At 64.5% G+C, this 16,384-nt stretch carries 17 protein-coding genes; 4 read left to right on the top strand and 13 right to left on the bottom strand.

Features of this window, described 5'->3' with window-relative positions; genetic code table 11:
- Positions 1-46: 46 nt before the first annotated feature.
- A complete protein-coding gene (locus tag GXK59_RS13270; RefSeq protein WP_160667434.1) occupies positions 47-649 on the top strand; it encodes a class I SAM-dependent methyltransferase in 603 nt (200 codons plus the stop codon).
- Positions 650-734: 85 nt separating this feature from the next.
- Here the strand turns inward: GXK59_RS13270 and GXK59_RS13265 are convergent, their stop codons facing one another.
- Positions 735-920: a hypothetical protein gene (locus GXK59_RS13265; RefSeq protein ID WP_237393890.1), complete on the bottom strand. Its 186-nt coding sequence runs from the start codon at positions 918-920 to the stop codon at positions 735-737.
- Between the two features lie 365 nt (positions 921-1,285).
- A complete protein-coding gene (locus GXK59_RS13260) occupies positions 1,286-2,068 on the bottom strand; it encodes a TM2 domain-containing protein (RefSeq protein ID WP_237393889.1) in 783 nt (260 codons plus the stop codon).
- A 906-nt stretch (positions 2,069-2,974) separates the two neighbouring features.
- Here GXK59_RS13260 and GXK59_RS13255 point away from each other — a divergent pair.
- Entirely contained in the window at positions 2,975-4,336 is a 1,362-nt protein-coding gene (locus GXK59_RS13255; RefSeq protein ID WP_237393888.1) for an MFS transporter, read from the top strand.
- A gap of 19 nt (positions 4,337-4,355) precedes the next feature.
- On the opposite strand, the gene GXK59_RS13250 is transcribed toward GXK59_RS13255, so the two are convergent.
- Positions 4,356-5,186 (bottom strand): sigma-70 family RNA polymerase sigma factor, encoded by an 831-nt coding sequence (locus GXK59_RS13250; RefSeq protein ID WP_160667429.1) that lies wholly within the window; start codon positions 5,184-5,186, stop codon positions 4,356-4,358.
- A gap of 273 nt (positions 5,187-5,459) precedes the next feature.
- Here GXK59_RS13250 and GXK59_RS13245 point away from each other — a divergent pair, with 273 nt between their 5' ends.
- Positions 5,460-5,879 carry an ester cyclase gene (locus tag GXK59_RS13245; RefSeq protein WP_160667427.1) on the top strand — a complete coding sequence of 140 codons (420 nt, stop codon included), beginning with the start codon at positions 5,460-5,462 and terminating at the stop codon, positions 5,877-5,879.
- 137 nt (positions 5,880-6,016) lie between these two features.
- Here GXK59_RS13245 and GXK59_RS13240 read toward each other — a convergent pair whose 3' ends face one another.
- From GXK59_RS13240 to GXK59_RS13225, 5 genes are all read right to left on the bottom strand, one after another.
- Positions 6,017-7,213, bottom strand: coding sequence for a TerC family protein (locus GXK59_RS13240; protein ID WP_160667425.1), 1,197 nt, complete (start codon positions 7,211-7,213; stop codon positions 6,017-6,019).
- Between the two features lie 141 nt (positions 7,214-7,354).
- A complete protein-coding gene (locus GXK59_RS20740; protein WP_237393887.1) occupies positions 7,355-7,552 on the bottom strand; it encodes a glycerophosphodiester phosphodiesterase in 198 nt (65 codons plus the stop codon).
- A complete protein-coding gene (locus tag GXK59_RS13235; protein WP_237393886.1) occupies positions 7,549-8,268 on the bottom strand; it encodes a glycerophosphodiester phosphodiesterase family protein in 720 nt (239 codons plus the stop codon). The genes GXK59_RS20740 and GXK59_RS13235 overlap by 4 nt, the downstream gene beginning before the upstream one ends.
- A gap of 141 nt (positions 8,269-8,409) precedes the next feature.
- Positions 8,410-9,168, bottom strand: coding sequence for a DinB family protein (locus tag GXK59_RS13230; RefSeq protein ID WP_160667423.1), 759 nt, complete (start codon positions 9,166-9,168; stop codon positions 8,410-8,412).
- A 51-nt stretch (positions 9,169-9,219) separates the two neighbouring features.
- A complete protein-coding gene (locus GXK59_RS13225) occupies positions 9,220-9,672 on the bottom strand; it encodes an SRPBCC family protein (RefSeq protein WP_160667421.1) in 453 nt (150 codons plus the stop codon).
- A 307-nt stretch (positions 9,673-9,979) separates the two neighbouring features.
- On the opposite strand from GXK59_RS13225, the gene GXK59_RS13220 reads away from it, so the two are divergent.
- Complete coding sequence (locus GXK59_RS13220) at positions 9,980-10,360, top strand: VOC family protein (protein WP_160667419.1); 381 nt, start codon at positions 9,980-9,982, stop codon at positions 10,358-10,360.
- Between the two features lie 160 nt (positions 10,361-10,520).
- Here GXK59_RS13220 and GXK59_RS13215 read toward each other — a convergent pair whose 3' ends face one another.
- The 5 genes from GXK59_RS13215 to GXK59_RS13195 all read right to left on the bottom strand — a co-directional run bounded on the left by GXK59_RS13215 (position 10,521) and on the right by GXK59_RS13195 (position 16,237).
- Positions 10,521-11,402 (bottom strand): potassium channel family protein, encoded by an 882-nt coding sequence (locus GXK59_RS13215; RefSeq protein ID WP_160667417.1) that lies wholly within the window; start codon positions 11,400-11,402, stop codon positions 10,521-10,523.
- A gap of 94 nt (positions 11,403-11,496) precedes the next feature.
- Positions 11,497-11,850, bottom strand: coding sequence for a hypothetical protein (locus GXK59_RS13210; protein ID WP_160667415.1), 354 nt, complete (start codon positions 11,848-11,850; stop codon positions 11,497-11,499).
- Positions 11,851-12,076: 226 nt separating this feature from the next.
- On the bottom strand, positions 12,077-13,450 hold the full coding sequence (locus GXK59_RS13205; RefSeq protein ID WP_160667413.1) for an MFS transporter: 1,374 nt from the start codon (positions 13,448-13,450) through the stop codon (positions 12,077-12,079).
- A 41-nt stretch (positions 13,451-13,491) separates the two neighbouring features.
- Positions 13,492-14,967: an NAD-dependent succinate-semialdehyde dehydrogenase gene (locus tag GXK59_RS13200; protein ID WP_160667411.1), complete on the bottom strand. Its 1,476-nt coding sequence runs from the start codon at positions 14,965-14,967 to the stop codon at positions 13,492-13,494.
- Between the two features lie 19 nt (positions 14,968-14,986).
- Complete coding sequence (locus GXK59_RS13195) at positions 14,987-16,237, bottom strand: iron-containing alcohol dehydrogenase (RefSeq protein ID WP_160667409.1); 1,251 nt, start codon at positions 16,235-16,237, stop codon at positions 14,987-14,989.
- Between the last annotated feature and the right edge of the window lie 147 nt (positions 16,238-16,384).

Here is a 16,384-nt window from a genome sequence, read left to right as displayed (position 1 = left end):
GCCCTGAGCTGTGGCTTCGCCGCCGCGCGAGGGGAAAAATGATCCTGTGGAAAGCCTCGCGGACAGCAAGGTCTGGGCGGACTACAACGCGGCCCAGGCGACGCGTACGGTGCGCCCGCTATGTCTCGAGGCCATAGCCCTTGCCGGTCCGGGCACCGGCCGCCGGGCCATCGATCTGGGGTGCGGCGCAGGCAAGGAAACGCTGGCACTGCTGAACGGCGGCTGGCGGGTGCACGCCGTGGACTCGCTGCCGGACACCAGGGAACGGTTGCTGGGGATCGCTCCGGCGGACTCGGACGGCCAGCTCAGCATCGAGGTACGGGCGTTCCAGGATCTCCGGGCACTCCCGGCAGCGGACCTGATCTTCGCCGGATATTCGTTGCCGTTCATCCACCCGGATCACTTCGGAAGCTTCTGGCGGATGATGCTGGACGTCCTCCGGCGCCCGGGGATTGTGGCCGTGAACCTGTTCGGCGACCGTGATTCCTGGGCCGACGTCCCGGAGTGGAACTTCCACACCGAGGCCGAGGCACGGCAGCTTTTCGACGGGCTGGAGATCCTGAAGTTTGAGGTCTACGACGACGACGGGCAGTCGTTCCGGGGCGCCAAACACTGGCACATTCTTGATGTGATCGCCCGCAAGTCGTGATGCGCTGACCGAGATCTGATGCCGCAGTGCGCGGCTCCGACGCGGACTACGCTCGTGGATCCCGTCCGCGTCGGAGACCGGTGGACTACTTCGTCACGTGGACGACGACAGTCTTGTCAATTGACTGTTCAACGCCAGCATTATCGATTCCTGTTACGGTCCAGTTTCGGAGCAAAAGGACGGTTTTCCCGGTGTCAGCGTTGTACACGACCTTCTTGAAACCCAAAGCCGTCAAGTCGTCGTCCAATGCTTCGGCGTTGGTGCCTGCCACGACTGCCGGAATGATAGCCGTGAGGGGCACGGCCGGAGCAGCTGGTGCGGCTACCACTGGGGCCGCGGCAGCGGCTGTTACGGGAGCTGCCGTGACTGTCGCCGTAACGGTAGCCGTTGCCGTCTGAGTCACAGTCGGAGCGGCCTGCGGCGCGCTTCCCCCAGCACATCCCGACAGGGCCAAACACAGGACGGCACCCAAGGCCAATGCTTTCTTCATATCTCCCCATTTTCTTATATTTCGATATCAATTGGCTTTCACAAATTCAGAATCAAGGCCGGTCCCCCACAACCGTGACATCACGCAGGGATTCTGAAGGCCCCGGCGATCACAGTCGCCGGGGCCTTGGTTGAGGCAAAATACAACTACGGCGTGACCTGGACCCGGGCCGCTTCCTGCAGTAGCGGAGTCGTGACGATGACCGTCGACGTACCGGCCTTGATGTCGAAAGCAACCTTGCCGCGCGCTTTGTCGCCGGCAGGTACTTCACCCGAGCCGAGCTGGTCATCAATGGCGAGCTCACTGTTTGCGGAGCGGCCGTCGGCATCCTTGGCCTTGAAGTACAGCGGGTTACTAGACGTTTCGCCCTTGTCGGTTTCCCAAAGAACATCCAGAACCAAGTAGCCGCCGTTCTTCGCCGGGGTCGCGAACGGACCCGTGGCGGCGGCCGGTCCGTAGGTTGCCGAGACGATGGTGATCCGTGCGACATTCCCGTTGCCCATGTCCGCGGTGAACGGTTCGCCTACTTTGGCTCCGGTCGCGGCTTCGGCCGCTTTCGTGGCGGCGGGGGCGGCAGGAGCGGCGGCGGCAGCAGTCGCCGCCGGGGAGACCACAGGAGCAACCGCCGGGGTCAACGCCGGAGCGGGTCGCGTAGCGTTGAAGATGAAACCAAGCACCATGACGACTGCGGTGACGATGAAGGCGACCTTCTTGTGCTGGTCGTAACCCGCAAGCTTGTATCCCTGCTTGTCCGTTTGCTTGTTGGTGAGGATCAGGATCAGGTCCACAAGGGCCCAGATTCCGAAGCCACCGATTGTGACCAGCTTGAGGATTCCGGTACCGATCTTGCCTAGGTAGAAGCGATCAACCCCAAAGACGCCGAGGAGCAGGGACAGAAGCCAGGCAGTCAGGAACGACTTGCCACCCACGGCGTACTGCTGGCCAAGCTGAGGACCCTGAAATGCGGCGGGCGCCCCTGGGTAAGCTGCGGGAGCTCCCGGGTAGGGCGCGGTCGCAGGCGGGTAGTTTGCGGGGGGACCTGAGGGAGGGGGTGTTGGCTGGCTCATTGAGACCCTTTCGTGGGCAGCCCTGTGATGGGCAACGGAGGATATGTGTTGGATGCGGTGCGAGGTTTCGACTGGCAATGTGGCCAGTTGTGGGGGGCGATATTTGCCCTGGGAGCAGCAAGGAACGCTCGCGGATTTAGCGCGCCAAGAAAGGCAGCTGTGCCCATGTTTCCCCCAAAGCAATGTACGGCGTCGCCGCCCATTCAGAGAATACACAGAAGAGTGCCGGGGCCGCCGACTTTGACTCGATATTAAGCCGGAGGCGCCCTGTGACGGGTCGTTTTTGTCTGTAGCTTCCTTGAATTCAGAAAGTGCCAGAACGGCCGGAACGCTGGAAGATTTTGGATAATGTCCAGAGCATCCGAAACTTCGGCGATTCAGCGTTCGAGCAGCAAATCAACTGCAGTCCAGCGGGCAACCCGCGAAACTAAAGGGCCGCGGAGGGGACGGCACCGGTGGGCAAGATGAAGGGCAACCGCCTGAACACGGCGGCAAATGTCGGAACGTTTATCACCGACCGCCAGTAACTAAATGTGCAACGAACTTTTCTGGAACAGAATGCCATCCAGACCGAGCTGGCTGCGGCGCAGCTTTCCCAAATGCGACACCAGCAACTCACAGCGGAATACCAGCGGCTGTGCCAATGGGCCGACGCGGGGATTTCCTAACGGCTGGACTCAACGTCGGCGGTACCCGACAGGGAGGCGCCGCGGCCGGCAGGTGTCCTCCGGTTCGATTTTGGCTGGCACCATGGGACAGACTGTTGCCGTGAGCAACTCTCCCCGGACGGGCCTCGCCGTCGCAGGTCTCAGCCTGGGCACGGCCCTGAACCCGCTGAACTCCTCGATGATCGCCGTCGCGCTTGTGGTGCTGCGCGCGGACTTCGGGCTCGACGTCGCCACTGTCACCTGGGTGATCACCTCCTTTTATCTCACCTCCGCCGCGGGCCAGCCGCTCATGGGTCGGCTGGCGGACCGCTTCGGCCCGCGCCGGCTGTTTATGCTCGGCATGGCACTGGTGGTCGTGACCTGTGCGCTGGCTCCGTTCGCGCCGAACTTCGCCGTGCTGTGCGTGGCCCGCGCCTTTATGGCCCTGGGCACCGCGACCGCCTACCCCAGCGCCGTCGTGATGGTCGGTGCCCTGGCGAAGCAGGCGAAGGTGAAGTCCACCCGGCCGCTGGGCCGGATCCAGATGGCCAACACCTCCGCCGCGGCGGTCGGGCCGGTGGTGGGCGGGCTGCTGGTGGGTTTCGTCGGCTGGGAGGCCCTGTTCCTGATCAACGTCCCGCTGGCCCTGGCCGCGATCGTCCTGGTCCGGCAATTCGCCCCGGCGGACGAGGACCGGGAACGCGGCCGGGCCTCGGAGCTGCTGCGGGACTCGGATATCCCCGGAATCCTGGCCTTCATCGGCTCCATGGTCCTGGTGATGATGGCGCTGCTCAACGTCGTGCCCGGCTACCGCTGGTGGCTGCTCGGCGGAGGCACCCTGCTGGCCGTGCTGTTCGTGTGGCGCGAACTGCGCTTCGCCCCGCCGTTCCTGGACCTGCGGCTGCTGGGCAGGAACCGGCCGCTGCTGCTGGTCTACCTCGGTTTCGCCTTGTTCAACGGCGTCTACTACTTCGCGTTCATCGGCCTGCCGCAGCTGCTGCAGGAAGCCGGAGGCTACGAGCCCGGTGTTGTGGGGCTGCTGATGCTGCCGCTGGCGGCGATGTCGGTGGTCGTCACGCCGTTCGCGGTCCGCGCGATCGACCGGTTCGGGGTAAAGCGGGTGCTGATTGCCGGCGTCGTACTGCTGGTGTCCGCGTCGGGAATGATGTGGCTGTTGACGGCGTCGTTCGCCATTCCGCTGGTGATGGCGCTGACCGCCCTGCTGGGCGTGCCGTACGGAGTGGTCAGCATCGCCTCGAGCCAGGGCATGTACGTCTCCACGCGTCCGGAGGAGCGCGGCGTGGCCGCGGGGATCTTCCAGACCTGCCGGTACCTCGGGGCGATCACGGCCACCGTGCTGATCGGCATTTTCTATGGCACGGGCGTCAACCAGGCCAACTGGGGGCTCATGGTCTTTATGATGCTGGGTCTCGGCGCGGTGGTGTTTGTGGTGTCGTTGCTGTGGCGGGAGCGGCGGGGCTGAGGCCCCGTGGCGCGGACTCCTACGCCGCCTCCCCGCCAGAGAGGCTCGCGCGGTCGAAGTGATACTGACGCAGGACGTCGGACCGGGCAGGTTCCTTGAGCTTCTCCATCGCCGCGGCCTCGATCTGGCGGATGTGTTCGCGGGTGGTGCCGTGAAGTTTCGCTACCTCCTCCAGGCTTTGCCCTCCGCCGCCCGTCAGGCCGAAGCGCATCGCAATGATCCGGGCCTCCCGCTCCTCGAGCGTGCCGAGTATGGCCCGTACCTGCGCTTTCAGCTGTTGATGGAAGAGCCCAGCGCTCGCGTCGGGGGCGGAGGAATCCCACAGCTGTTCGGCCAGGGCTTCGGTTCCGCCCCGGCCGTCGGGCACCTCGGAGTCCAACGAACAGACCGGCTGGTCCACGGCCGGCAGCCGGATAAGCCTTGACTGGTTGGCCACCGCCCCGCTGATGGCACTCCGGATGTGCCACGGGGCGTGAGTGGCGAATCTGAAGCCCCTGGCGAAGTCGAAGGTGCGGACGGCCCTGTACAGTCCCAGGTTTCCGTCCTGGATCAGGTCTTCAAAGTCGAGACCCCGGCGGGTGTAATGCCTGGCGATCGACACAACCAGCCGCAGGTTGGCGTGGAAGAGCGCGTCGGAAGCTTGCCTGCCCAGAAGGATGATCGTCCGCAGCTCCCTGGCGTCCTGACCGGGCGGCAATGCACCGCCCGCCAGGAGCTGCTCCGCGAAGAGTCCGGCCTCGATCTCTTGCGCCAATTCCACTTCCTGCTCGGCGGTGAGCAAGCGATATTGGCTTAGCCGGCGCAGGTAGTCCCCGACGGCGTCGGTGCTTAGGTGAGTCAGTTCAGCCATGTCATCCCCTGTAGGACGGTTCAAGCTAGTGACGGCAGACTACGGGGCCGGTGTGACAATAACCGGGGGCGTGGGACGGTCATCAGCCAGCGCATCTTGACAGGCTTCCAGCCCCGGAATAACTTCGGCCTTAACGAGGCGTTTCGCCCGTTCCCCACCAACTTGCACAGTCTCCATCGGCGCTCCGCGCGGGCCGATTCTTTCTGGCGACGGCGCCGGTGCACCTGGCCTGGGGGGATCTAAATTCGGTCTCTCGCCTACAAGGAGTCGGAAATGTCGGAAGGTATTGGACTGATAGAACGGTTCTACAAGGACGTCATGGAGAGTGGAAACCTCGCCCTGATTGATGAGCTGGCGACGGACAGCTATGTGGATCACGAGGAGGGCCTCCCCGGGCAGCCGTCCGGCAGGGACGGGGTCAAATTCTTTGTGAATACCATGCGGTCGGCTTTCCCGGATATCAAGGTCAAAGCGATCGAGCCCTCGCTGAGCGCCGGAAACATGGAGGCGTGCCACGTGATCCTCACCGGGACACATCGTGGGGAAATGGCTGGCATCCCGGCAACGGGCAAGAGCGTCGAATTCGACTGCACTGACATCATCAGGGTCGAGGACGGCAAGGTGGCCGAGCACTGGGGCACCACCGACAACCTGAGCCTGATGCAGCAGATCGGCGCGGTGGCCGTTGGCTGAGCGATACCGACCCACGACGGCGGCCGGAACGACCGCCGTCGGGAACAGAAAAGGCTGTCCACGTTCCCCAAGGAAACGCGGACAGCCTCTTTTGTCTGCTTTATTGTGTTAGGCGGCCTGTGCGGGCAGGCCCGGCCTTAGCGCTGTTCCTCCCGCTGGAGGGCCTTGTCGTGTTCGGCGTGGGCACGGTGCAGCAGGTCCCTGACCTCGGTTTCATGGCGGATGAGCCGCTTGTACTTCTCCGGCAGGGCCCGCAGCTGCTCTTCTTCGCTGACCATCTTGGCGAAGATCCGTTCCCGTTCCACGATGTCGGTTTCGTAGTTGAGGTCCAGGTAGTCGACGGCGTGCCGCTTGGCGCCCGAGACGGCGTTCTTCGCCTTGCCCTTGGGGCTGAAGATGGAAGCGAGGACGGTGACGGTGAGAACTCCGAGGATCACCAGGAGCGAGGTGCCCGTGCTGATTTCGAGGACGGTGACGTGTTCGCCGTCGTTGATGAACGGCAGGTTGTTCTCGTGGAGGGCGTGCAGGACCAGTTTGACGCCGATGAATCCCAGGACGGCGGCGAGGCCGTAGGACAGGTAGATCAGCCGGTCCAGCAGACCGTCGATCAGGAAGAACAGCTGCCGCAGGCCCATCAGGGAGAACGCCGTGGCCGTGAAGACAACAAAAACGTTCTGGGTCAGGCCGAAGATGGCGGGAATCGAGTCAAGCGCAAACAGGATGTCCGTCCCGCCGATGGCTAGCATAACCAGGAGCATCGGGGTGAGGACGCGCTTGCCGTTTTCGACCGTGAACAGTTTGTCGCCGTCGTAGTGCGAGGAAGCGGGGAGGAATTTCTTGGCCAGCCGGACGATGAGCCCGTCGGAGTCGTCGTCGTGCGCATTCGGCCGGAGCAGGTTGCCCGCCGTGAGCAGCAGGATGAGGCCGAAGATGTAGAACACCCAGGAGAAGCTGTTGATCAGGGCGGCGCCGAGGAAAATGAACGCCGTCCGCGCGATCAGCGAGAAGACGATCCCGAACAGCAGCACCTTCTGCTGGTCGGCGCGGGGAACCCGGAAGCTGGCCATGATGATGAGGAAAACGAAGAGGTTGTCGACGGAGAGGGCCTTCTCCGTGACGTAGCCGGCGAAGTACTCCGTTCCCATGTCGACGCCGCCGAAAACCAGGACGCCGACGCCGAACAGCAGGGCGAGGCCGACGTAGATCGACGACCAGATGGCCGATTCGCGCAGGGTGGGGGTGTGGGCCTTGCGGACGTGGAAAAAGAAATCGAAGGCCAGCAGGCCCACTATTCCGATGATCGTGAATATCCAGACAATGGTGGGGACTTGCATGCTGCCTCATTTGGTGTCGGCCGGTATGGTCGGCGGGGCTGGTCACCTAGACCAACGAACATCACGCCCCGGGAGTGCCGGAATTCTGCAAATTCACGTGCGGGCGGCGTCGTGAGGCAGCCGCCCGCCGCCGTCGTGCGTCTAGACCTTCGGTGCGTAGGCCTTCGGGAGCTTCAGGCCGCGCTCTTCCATGACGGCGCGCAGGCGGGTGGGGTAGTCACTGATGATGCCGTCGACGCCGAGGTCCATCAGCCGGTTCATGTCCGCGGTGGTGTTGACGGTCCAGGGGATGACGGGCAGGCCGAGCTCGTGGGCCTCAGCGATCATTGCGGGGGTCACGGAGCGGAAGGCGGGGGAGATGACGTCGTAGCCCTGGGCGGCCGCTGCCTTGGCGAGGGATCCGCCGCGGACGCCTGGATCTCCGCGACCACGGCCTGGGTCAGGGCCACCATGCCCTCGCCGCCGGACTTGCCGGCCTCCACCTTGGTCTCGATGTTGAAGCGGACCTTTTTGGCGTCGGTGTCGCGCACCAGCTGGAACACGTCCTTGAGCTCGGCGATCCGGTTGCCCTCGATCACGTCCTGCTCCGGGAAACCCGTCAACTGGGTGAAACTGCAGTCCAGGGTCTTGATCTGGACCAGCGACAGCTCGGCAACCCGGTCGCCGACATACGGGAAGGCGGCGTCGCCCGGCGCGGCCGGCGCGGTGTCAGCGCACTTGTCGGCCTGGATGGTGTCGTCGTGCCAGACGATGGTCTTGCCGTCGGACGTGAGGTGGGTGTCCAGTTCCAGGGTTGTCACTCCCAGCTTCAGCGAGTTGGCGAAGGCGGCCAGGGATTCCTCGGTCCACTCGCCGCGGCCTCCCCGATGGGACTGGAGGTCGAAGGAACCGTTGCTCTCCTTGGTCTTGATGCCGGTTGTTGACTTCTCGGCAGCCGTTCCGGCAGCGTTCGACGACGGCGCCGAGCCGGCTTCGGCGTGTGAAGCGGCGACGGCGGGGCTCGCCAAAGAGGCGACGAGCGCGGCGGTGGCCGCGGCAGTCAGGATTGTGCGCATGGTGATGGTTCCTCCTGGGTGACGGTTGCCGGCACTGCGCCGGCGACCCGACAACCGTAGGGAGGCGAGGTGGACTGCTGTGTTCGGGGGACTGGACCGCGGGTGAACACTTCATCGCCGCGCCGGCTGCGGACGTTGGCTCTACAGGTGTGACCCCGCTTCGATCGCCCCCAGGTCGCGGACGGCGTAGCGGTGGTGCTCCCACTCCTCCTCGAGAATTGTGTGCAGGCAGGACAGGACCGTCACCACATGCTCCGGGCCCCAGGGGTTCTTGCGGGCCAGGGACAGGTCCGCCGGGGTGACAGCGGCGAGGAAGTCGCGCACCATGGCTACCCGGCCGGCCCGGGCCTCGAGCACCTCCGCGTACGAGGGTGCGGCCGCCGAGAAGACCGCCAGATCGTAGCCGTCGGTCTCGTACTCTGCATGTGGCTGACCGATGGGGTGATACGGCTGTTCGATCTCCAGGATCGCCCGGCCAAGCCACGTGTCCGTAGCCATGAACAGGTGACGCAGCGTTTGGGCGAAGGACCATTCACCATCCACCGAGATCTCGACCGTGCCCGCCGGCATGGCCGCGGCCCGCTCGAGCGTCGCCGACCAGGTCCGCTCAAGCGCGGCCCAGGCGGCACGAAGACCATCCGGATCTCCCGCGCGTTTTTCGGTGCGGCCGGGGAATCGGCGGTTGAGTTCGGCCTCGACGAAGGGGACCACGTCGACGCCGTTGACGCGAAGGACGTTCCCGCCCTCCAACAGCCACGGCGCATCGATGTCCGCCCCGGCCACGTCCACCCCGCGCATCACCGCGCCGGACAGGTCCGACCGGACGAACCGGGCGCCCCGCAGGTTCACGTCGACGAATTGTGCTCCCTGCAGGTCATCGGACTGACTGAAAGCTGCCATGCCAGCAACTTTGCCATGGTCGCGTCAGTCCCGCAGCACCAGACGGCGTTGTCAGGTGCGACTGTCTAAGACCGCCTGCAATTTCTCGAACGACTCCGTCCAGCCGTCGCGGTGCAGAGCCAGCCGTTCCTCCGTCAGGAACGGGCCCTGCGAGAGCACCAGGTGAGTGGCTTCGCCGGTACTCCCGAGTGCAAGGTCGACGACGGTTTCCCGGTCATCCGGCGTCGGTTCCTCCCAGCGGAATGTGTACACCAGGCGCCATGGGGGATCGACCTCCAGGAACTCGCCCGAGAGGTGGAACGGCTCGCCGTCCGGCGGCGTCATGCGGAACCGGTAGCCGCCGCCTTCCGTGAGGCTCAATTCGGCTGCAGGGATGGTGAAGCCGTGCGGACCCCACCACTTCACCAGTTCGGTCGATTCCGTCAGCATCCTGAAGACTTCTTCCGGGGGAGCATCGAGCGTGTATTCGAGGTTCAGGACCAGCCCACCAGTTTCCTCATTCATCATTCAACTCTGTCATCCTGCGGAAGCTGACGGAAGCGGTGCGGCCGACACGGCGGCGCTGCGCTCAGGACGTCAGCCGGGTGCCAGCCACCCCATTTTCCGCCGGACCAAATCGGTCCATAATGGCCACATAAGCTTCGGGGACCCCTCCCGCTGGTTCTGGGTGGCGCGGCGTTGAAGAGTCCCAGGTGGCTGCCCCGGCTCGGCGCAAAGGGGCGGTCACGGGCCTCGGACAAGGAATCCGGGGACCAAAACCGGGGGGAGCAACACCATCGCTGCGATCATCAACGCACAGAAGGGAATCATCATGCTCAAGGACTCAAACATCATGGCTGTCCTCCCCGCGAAGGACATCAACAGGGCGAAGGACTTCTACCGGGACAAGCTGGGAATCGAACCCTCCGAATCCATGGAGGAGGGCAGCCTCATGTACAGCTGCGGCCAGGGAACCCGCTTCCTCGTTTACCAGACAGATAATGCCGGGTCAGCGAAGAACACCCAGATGGGCTGGGAAACGGACAATCTCGAAGGCGAGATGGAGGAACTGCGGGGCCGCGGCGTCGTCTTTGAAGACTACGATTTTCCCGGCCTGAAGACGGAGAACGGCGTTGCCACCGCCGACTGGGGGAAGGCAGCCTGGTTCCTGGATAGCGAGGGAAACATCATCAACATCGCCCAGCGCGCGTAGGCCGCAGTCCCGCACCGATCAACGACGCAAAGCAGCGCTGCCGCCAGCAGCGAACCGAAGGGAGCCGGCTTCCGCGACCAAGGCGGGAGCCGGTTTCAGCGTAGCTACGAACGATGAGAACGCGGCACTTGGAAATCAGTGCCCGCCCGCTAGTTCGCGTCTAGTTCCCGCCCCGCAGGTGACGGTGGTGCAATTCGTAGCTGTCGAACACATCAGAAGAGGTGGCTCCTGAATGGCCGAACTTCCCGCGAAGGACGTCCGCGAGTCCGTCCAGCGCCGCGCGGAGCATCCGTCCGGCGAACTGGAGCTCAGGGTTGTCGCTGCGCTGGGCCTGGGAGGCCAGCTCCTGGGCGTAGGCGACTGTGGCCGGCAAGGAGCCGCGCTGCTCGACTTCACGGAAGTAGTAGGTTTCATGGAACGCAAGCAGATCGATGCTCACCAAAGCTACGTTTCCGGCCATTGACTCCAGCAGCCCGGCGGCATGCCGGGGTTCCAGGGACAGAACACCTGCAGGACCGGCAGCCTCCCTGAACAGGTTCAGCTCGTGGGCAAGGGCCCGGCGGCGGTTAAGGGCCGGGTACATCTGCAGGATCCAGGTGACCGTTGCTGTCAGCAACCCGAAACCGGTGACGGCCTGGAGGGCCACAACCAGCCTGAGCAGCGGATGCACTGCAACGATATCGCCGAACCCCACCGTGGAGAGAGTGACCAGGGAGATGTAGAGGGCTTCGGCAAAGTCGGCCCGCAGCGGAATCCCGGGTCCGTAAACAAAACCGTCCGTCAGATGCGGCAAGTACAGCAGGGCCCAGCCGATGGCCGCGAGGCCCGCCCATGCGCCAATGACAGCCGCCATGGCCAAAGGTGCTGCGATGAAGGAGCCCCGGCCCCGCAGTTTTCTCGACACCAGCCAGAATCCACGCATGATCGCCCGGCCCACAGGACCGGAACCGTGGGGATAAAGCAGCGTACGAAAGACGTCGACGAGCATCAGCAGAACCAGCCCGGCCCCCAAAACCGTCCAGAGCGTGTCCTCAAAGTCCATGCCTCATCTTATGGGCGGCGCCCCGGGCGCAACGACAAACAGAGGAACCCCGCAGTGCCGGGCACTGCGGGGTTCCTCGCTGACTGGACCCAGGTTACTCGGAACCGGGTTTCTGTTCCCGGTCCCGGAGGTTCTTCTTGATCTCGTCGAACTTCTCCTTGATGACCCGTTCTGCCTCCGAGAGGGTTTTGCTCGCACTGCTCAGGGGATCCATCTGAACGTAGACGTTGTGGCCGACAGGCAAGTCGTACTCATCCTTCAGATGGGTGCCGCCGCCCACGCCCTGAAGAGACAGGTAGACCATGGCGTCCGTCCGGGCGATGCCGGAGAGTGTTCCGAAGACAACTGTGAAGTCGTTAGGTTCAAAGCTCACAGTCTGACCGATATGGCTGCGGTCCAGGTCACCGGCTGCGACCGGCTTCTCGGACGGACTTCCGCTGTAGCTCATGAACTTCTCCTAATAGTCGAGGGACACGTACCCGAGCAGTCTATATATGGGGCCTGGGAAGGTCCCGCGGTTCCGCTGCCTCGCAAGGGTGCTTGTCATGCCCGGCAACACACAGCGATGCCGTCAGGACTCCCGTCCCGACGGCAAGGAGTAGAAGGCGCAGAAAGAAGGGCGCCGTCCAGGTCTGCCTTTGACCCGGACGACGCCCGCCTTACTTTAGGGAGTATCAGTTAGCGCTGGCGCGCTCCTGTGCAATTGCTGCGTTTTTCTCGTCCAGCTCCTGGGCGGCGGTGATGCGCTTGTCCAGTTTCTCGAGCGTTTCCGGTGCGAGGATGGTCGCCACAACCGTGATGACGCCGATGATGCTGAAGTACAGGATCACCCAGCCCGGCTTGCCGTTGCCGGCGGTGAGCAGGGCCACGGCGACCAGAGGCGCGATGCCGCCGGCCAGGACCGAGCCGAACTGGTAGCCCATGGACGCGCCGCTGTAGCGCAGCTTGGTGGAGAACAGCTCCGCAAAGAAGGCAGCCTGGGGGCCGTACATCGAGTTGTGGAAGACCGCGAGGCCGATGATGATGGCGAGTGTTGCCAGCAGTGCGCTGCCGGTGTCCGTCATGACGAAGTACAACGGGAAGAACAGGAGTCCGCCGATGGAACCGAACAGGTACAGGGGCTTGCGCCCGATCTTGTCCGAGAGGATGGCCCAGAGCGGCACGGCAAAGACGCCGATGGCGGAGGCAATCAGGACAGACATGGTGCCCTGGTTGGCGCGTTCAGCACCGAAGGTCTTCATGATGTAGACCACGGAGAAGGTCGTGTACAGGTAGAAGGCGGAGTTTTCTGCAAGCCGCATGCCGACCACAAGCCAGATGCCCTTGGATTCCTTCTTCATGGCCTCGCCCAGCGGCTTCTTCGAGGTCTGGTTCGTCTCCACGAGTTCCTTGAAGTCGTTGGAGTCTTCAAGCTTGGCGCGGACCACCATGCCGGTCACGATCAGGATTACGCTGAGGAGGAACGGAAGGCGCCAGGCCCAGGCGTCGAAGACGTCCGCCGGCACGGCGGCCTTGACGGCAAGGACGCTGGAGTTGGCCAGCAACATGCCGGCCGGGACACCCATCTGGGTGAAGCTGCCGAAGAACCCGCTCCGGCCGGGAGGCGCGTGTTCGATGGAGATGACGGCCGCACCGGCCCATTCGGCGCCGGCGCCGAAGCCCTGCATGAGGCGCAGCACCGTCAGCAGGATGGGAGCCCAGACGCCGATCTGGGCGTAGGTGGGAAGCAGCCCCATGGCCAGGGTGGCGAAGCCCATGATGAGCAACGAGAGCACAAGCATGGGCTTGCGGCCAATCTTGTCCCCGAAGTGGCCGGCGAACATGCCGCCGAAGGGACGTGCGACGAAGCCGACGGCGTACGTGACGAAGGCCAGGAGGAGCCCGGTGGCCGGGTCCTGTTCGGGGAAGTACAGGCGGCTGAAGACGCCAGTGGCGGCGAGCAGGCCGAAGATGTAGTAGTCGTACCATTCGATGGTGGTGCCGATGAAGCTGGCTGCCGGAACGCGCCAGGGCGCCTTCGTCTTGGCTTTGGAAGTGGAGATCGTCATTGGTCTTTTCTTTCGGGTGGAAACAAAGGGGAGCGGCAGTGCTACCAGTCGAGGGCGATGTATTTGGTTTCGGTGAAGTCCAGCAGGCCCTGGTGGGCACCTTCGCGGCCGAGGCCGCTCTGCTTGACTCCGCCGAAGGGTGCTGCGGGATCGGAGACGAGTCCTCGGTTGAGGGCCACCATGCCGCTTTCGATGCGCTCGGAGACCCTGAGTCCGCGGCGAAGGTCCTCTGTGAACACGTAGGCTGCGAGGCCGTACTCGGAGTCGTTGGCGGCGGCGATGACTTCCTCTTCGGTGTCGAAGGGGATGACCGAGGCCACCGGTCCGAAGATTTCCTCACTGACCATGCGGGCGTGCAGCGGCACGTTGGTCACGACAGTGGGCGGGTAGTAGTACCCGGCGCCGTCGATGGCCTTGCCGCCGGCGAGGAGCCTGGCTCCCTGGCTGACCGCGTCGCGGACCAGCGAGTCGACTTTGCGGACGCTGGCCTCATCCACGAGCGGACCGACCTCGGTGTCGGCGTCGGTGCCCGGGCCCACGCGCATGGCGCCCATACGTTCCGCAAGACGGCGGGCGAACTCATCGTGGATGCCGCGCTGGACGTAGATCCGGTTGGCGGCGGTGCATGCCTGGCCGCCGTTGCGCATCTTGGCAATCATGGCGCCGTCGAGGGCCAGATCGAGGTCTGCGTCATCGAAGACGAGGAACGGAGCGTTGCCGCCGAGTTCCATGGAGCACTTGAGCACGTTGTCGGCTGCCTGGCGCAGCAGGTGGCGTCCCACGCTGGTGGAACCGGTGAAGGACAGCTTGCGAACCCGGGGGTCCGCGAGGATCGGGGTCATGACCTCGCTGGTTTTGCTCGTGGTGATGACGTTGACGACGCCGGCGGGGACACCGGCGTCGATCATCAGCTGGGCGATCGCCAGGGTGGTCAGCGGCGTGAGCGTGGCGGGCTTCAGCACGGCGGTGCAGCCGGCGGCCAAGGCCGGTGCCAGCTTCCGGGTGGCCATGGCAGCCGGGAAGTTCCAGGGGGTGATCAGCACGCAGACGCCGATCGGCATGTGCTGGACCAGGATCCGGTTGGCGCCCGACGGCGAGACGGACACATCGCCGATGATCCGGACCGCTTCTTCGGCGTACCAGCGGAAGAATTCGGCGGCGTACGCCACTTCCCCGCGGGCGTCGGCCAGGGCCTTGCCGTTTTCGAGGGAGATGAGGTGGGCGATTTGCTCGCTGCGCTCGGTCATGAGTTCGAAGCAGCGGCGCAGGATTTCGGCGCGCCGGCGCGGCGGCGTTGCGGCCCAGTCCGGGAAGGCTGCGGCCGCGGCGTCGACAGCAGCGAGGCCGTCTTCGACGTCGGCGTCGGCGATGCCGGTGATGGCGGAAGCGTCGGAGGGGTTGATCACCTCGACAGTGTCACCGCCGCTGGCGTCCTGCCAGTTTCCGGCGATCAGCAGCTGGCGGGGCACCGTCAGCCCGTCGACGTCGAGCGGTTCAGAGGTTGAAAGAAGAGTCATCAGTGGTCCTTAGTCCTGATTAGCGGATCGTGCGGTCGCCGGCGTAGGCGGCGTGAACGATGGAGGTTACGGCGTCGAGATCAAGCGGCACGGGGTTGTTGTCGATGAGCCGCTTGGAGTTCAACGACAGTTTGGCGATCTGGTCGAGATCGCTTTCCTGCACGCCAAGGGCCTGCAGCGTCGGCGGCAGCTCGATGGCCGCGATGACCTCGTCGATTGCCTCGACGCCCGCGACGGCGGCGGCGCGCTCGTCGAGTCCGCGGATATCGCGCCCCAGGGCCTCGGCGATCTGCGCCAGCTGCGGCTGGATCGCCTGGAAGTTGTGGCGGACGACGTAGGGGAGCAGGAGGCCGACGCCCACCCCGTGCGGGGTGTGGGTAAGTGCGCCTACCGGGTACTGGATGGCGTGCGCCGCGGCGGTTCCGGCGTTGCTGAGGACCACACCGCCGTAGAGTGCCGCGAGCATCATCCCGCCACGGGCCTCGGTGTTTTCCGGGTCCTTGTAGGCGGTGACCAGGCTGCGGCCCACCAGCCCGATGCCGTTCAAGGCAATTGAGTCCGTCAGGATGTTCTTGCCGACGAAGACCCGTTCCGTGGCCAGGGTAGAGGTGGGTTCCCGTGTGATGGCGGTGAAGGACTCGACCAGGTGCACGAAGGTATCAGCGCCGGTGGCAGCCGTCAGGGACGGCGGGCAGGAGTAGGTGAGCTCGGGATCGCACACTGCAGCGAACGGGATGATGTGGGGGCTCGAGATGCCCATTTTCATGCCCAGCTCCGGATCGGACACGACGGCAATCGCTGTCGCTTCGGAACCCGTGCCCGCCGTTGTGGGCAGGGCGATGACAGGCTTGGTGGGGCCGGGAACGGCGAACTCGCCGTAGTAGTCGCTCGGCTTGCCGCCGTGGGTGAGCAGCACGGACACGACCTTCGCCATGTCCATGCAGCTGCCGCCGCCAAAACCGATGATGACGTCGATCTCCTGGCCCTTGAGCTCCTCGACGCAAGCGATGATTCCCGGCACCGGAAGCTCGGCCTGGGTGTCACCGTAGACCCGCACGGTCAGGTCCCGGTCCTCGAGGCTGCGGACCAGGGCCTGAAGTTCCTCTGAGACGGCCAGCCGCGGATCGGTGCAGACCAGGACGTTGGTCCCGAATTCGGCTGCGATATTGGCGACGGCGAAGCGCTGCTGGGCGCCGACGACGACGCTCCGCGGCAGGCGGAGGACGCCGAAAGTTGCGGGACGGATACCCGCTGCATGCGCACACGACATTGTGAATAACTCCTAGAGATGGGATGGGCGGTTACCTGAAAGGTGCCGCAGATCTCAGCATTCCAGAGCTACGTGACACCCACCATGTGGCTTCGTGCCATATAAAGCCCGTGCGCATGTGTGCCTGCGCCATGTGCTTCAGGTCGT

This window comes from Pseudarthrobacter sp. ATCC 49987 (genome assembly GCF_009928425.1).
GTDB lineage: Bacteria > Actinomycetota > Actinomycetes > Actinomycetales > Micrococcaceae > Arthrobacter.
Note: the sequence above shows the minus strand (reverse complement) of the source record. Positions and strands in the feature narration are given on the sequence as shown.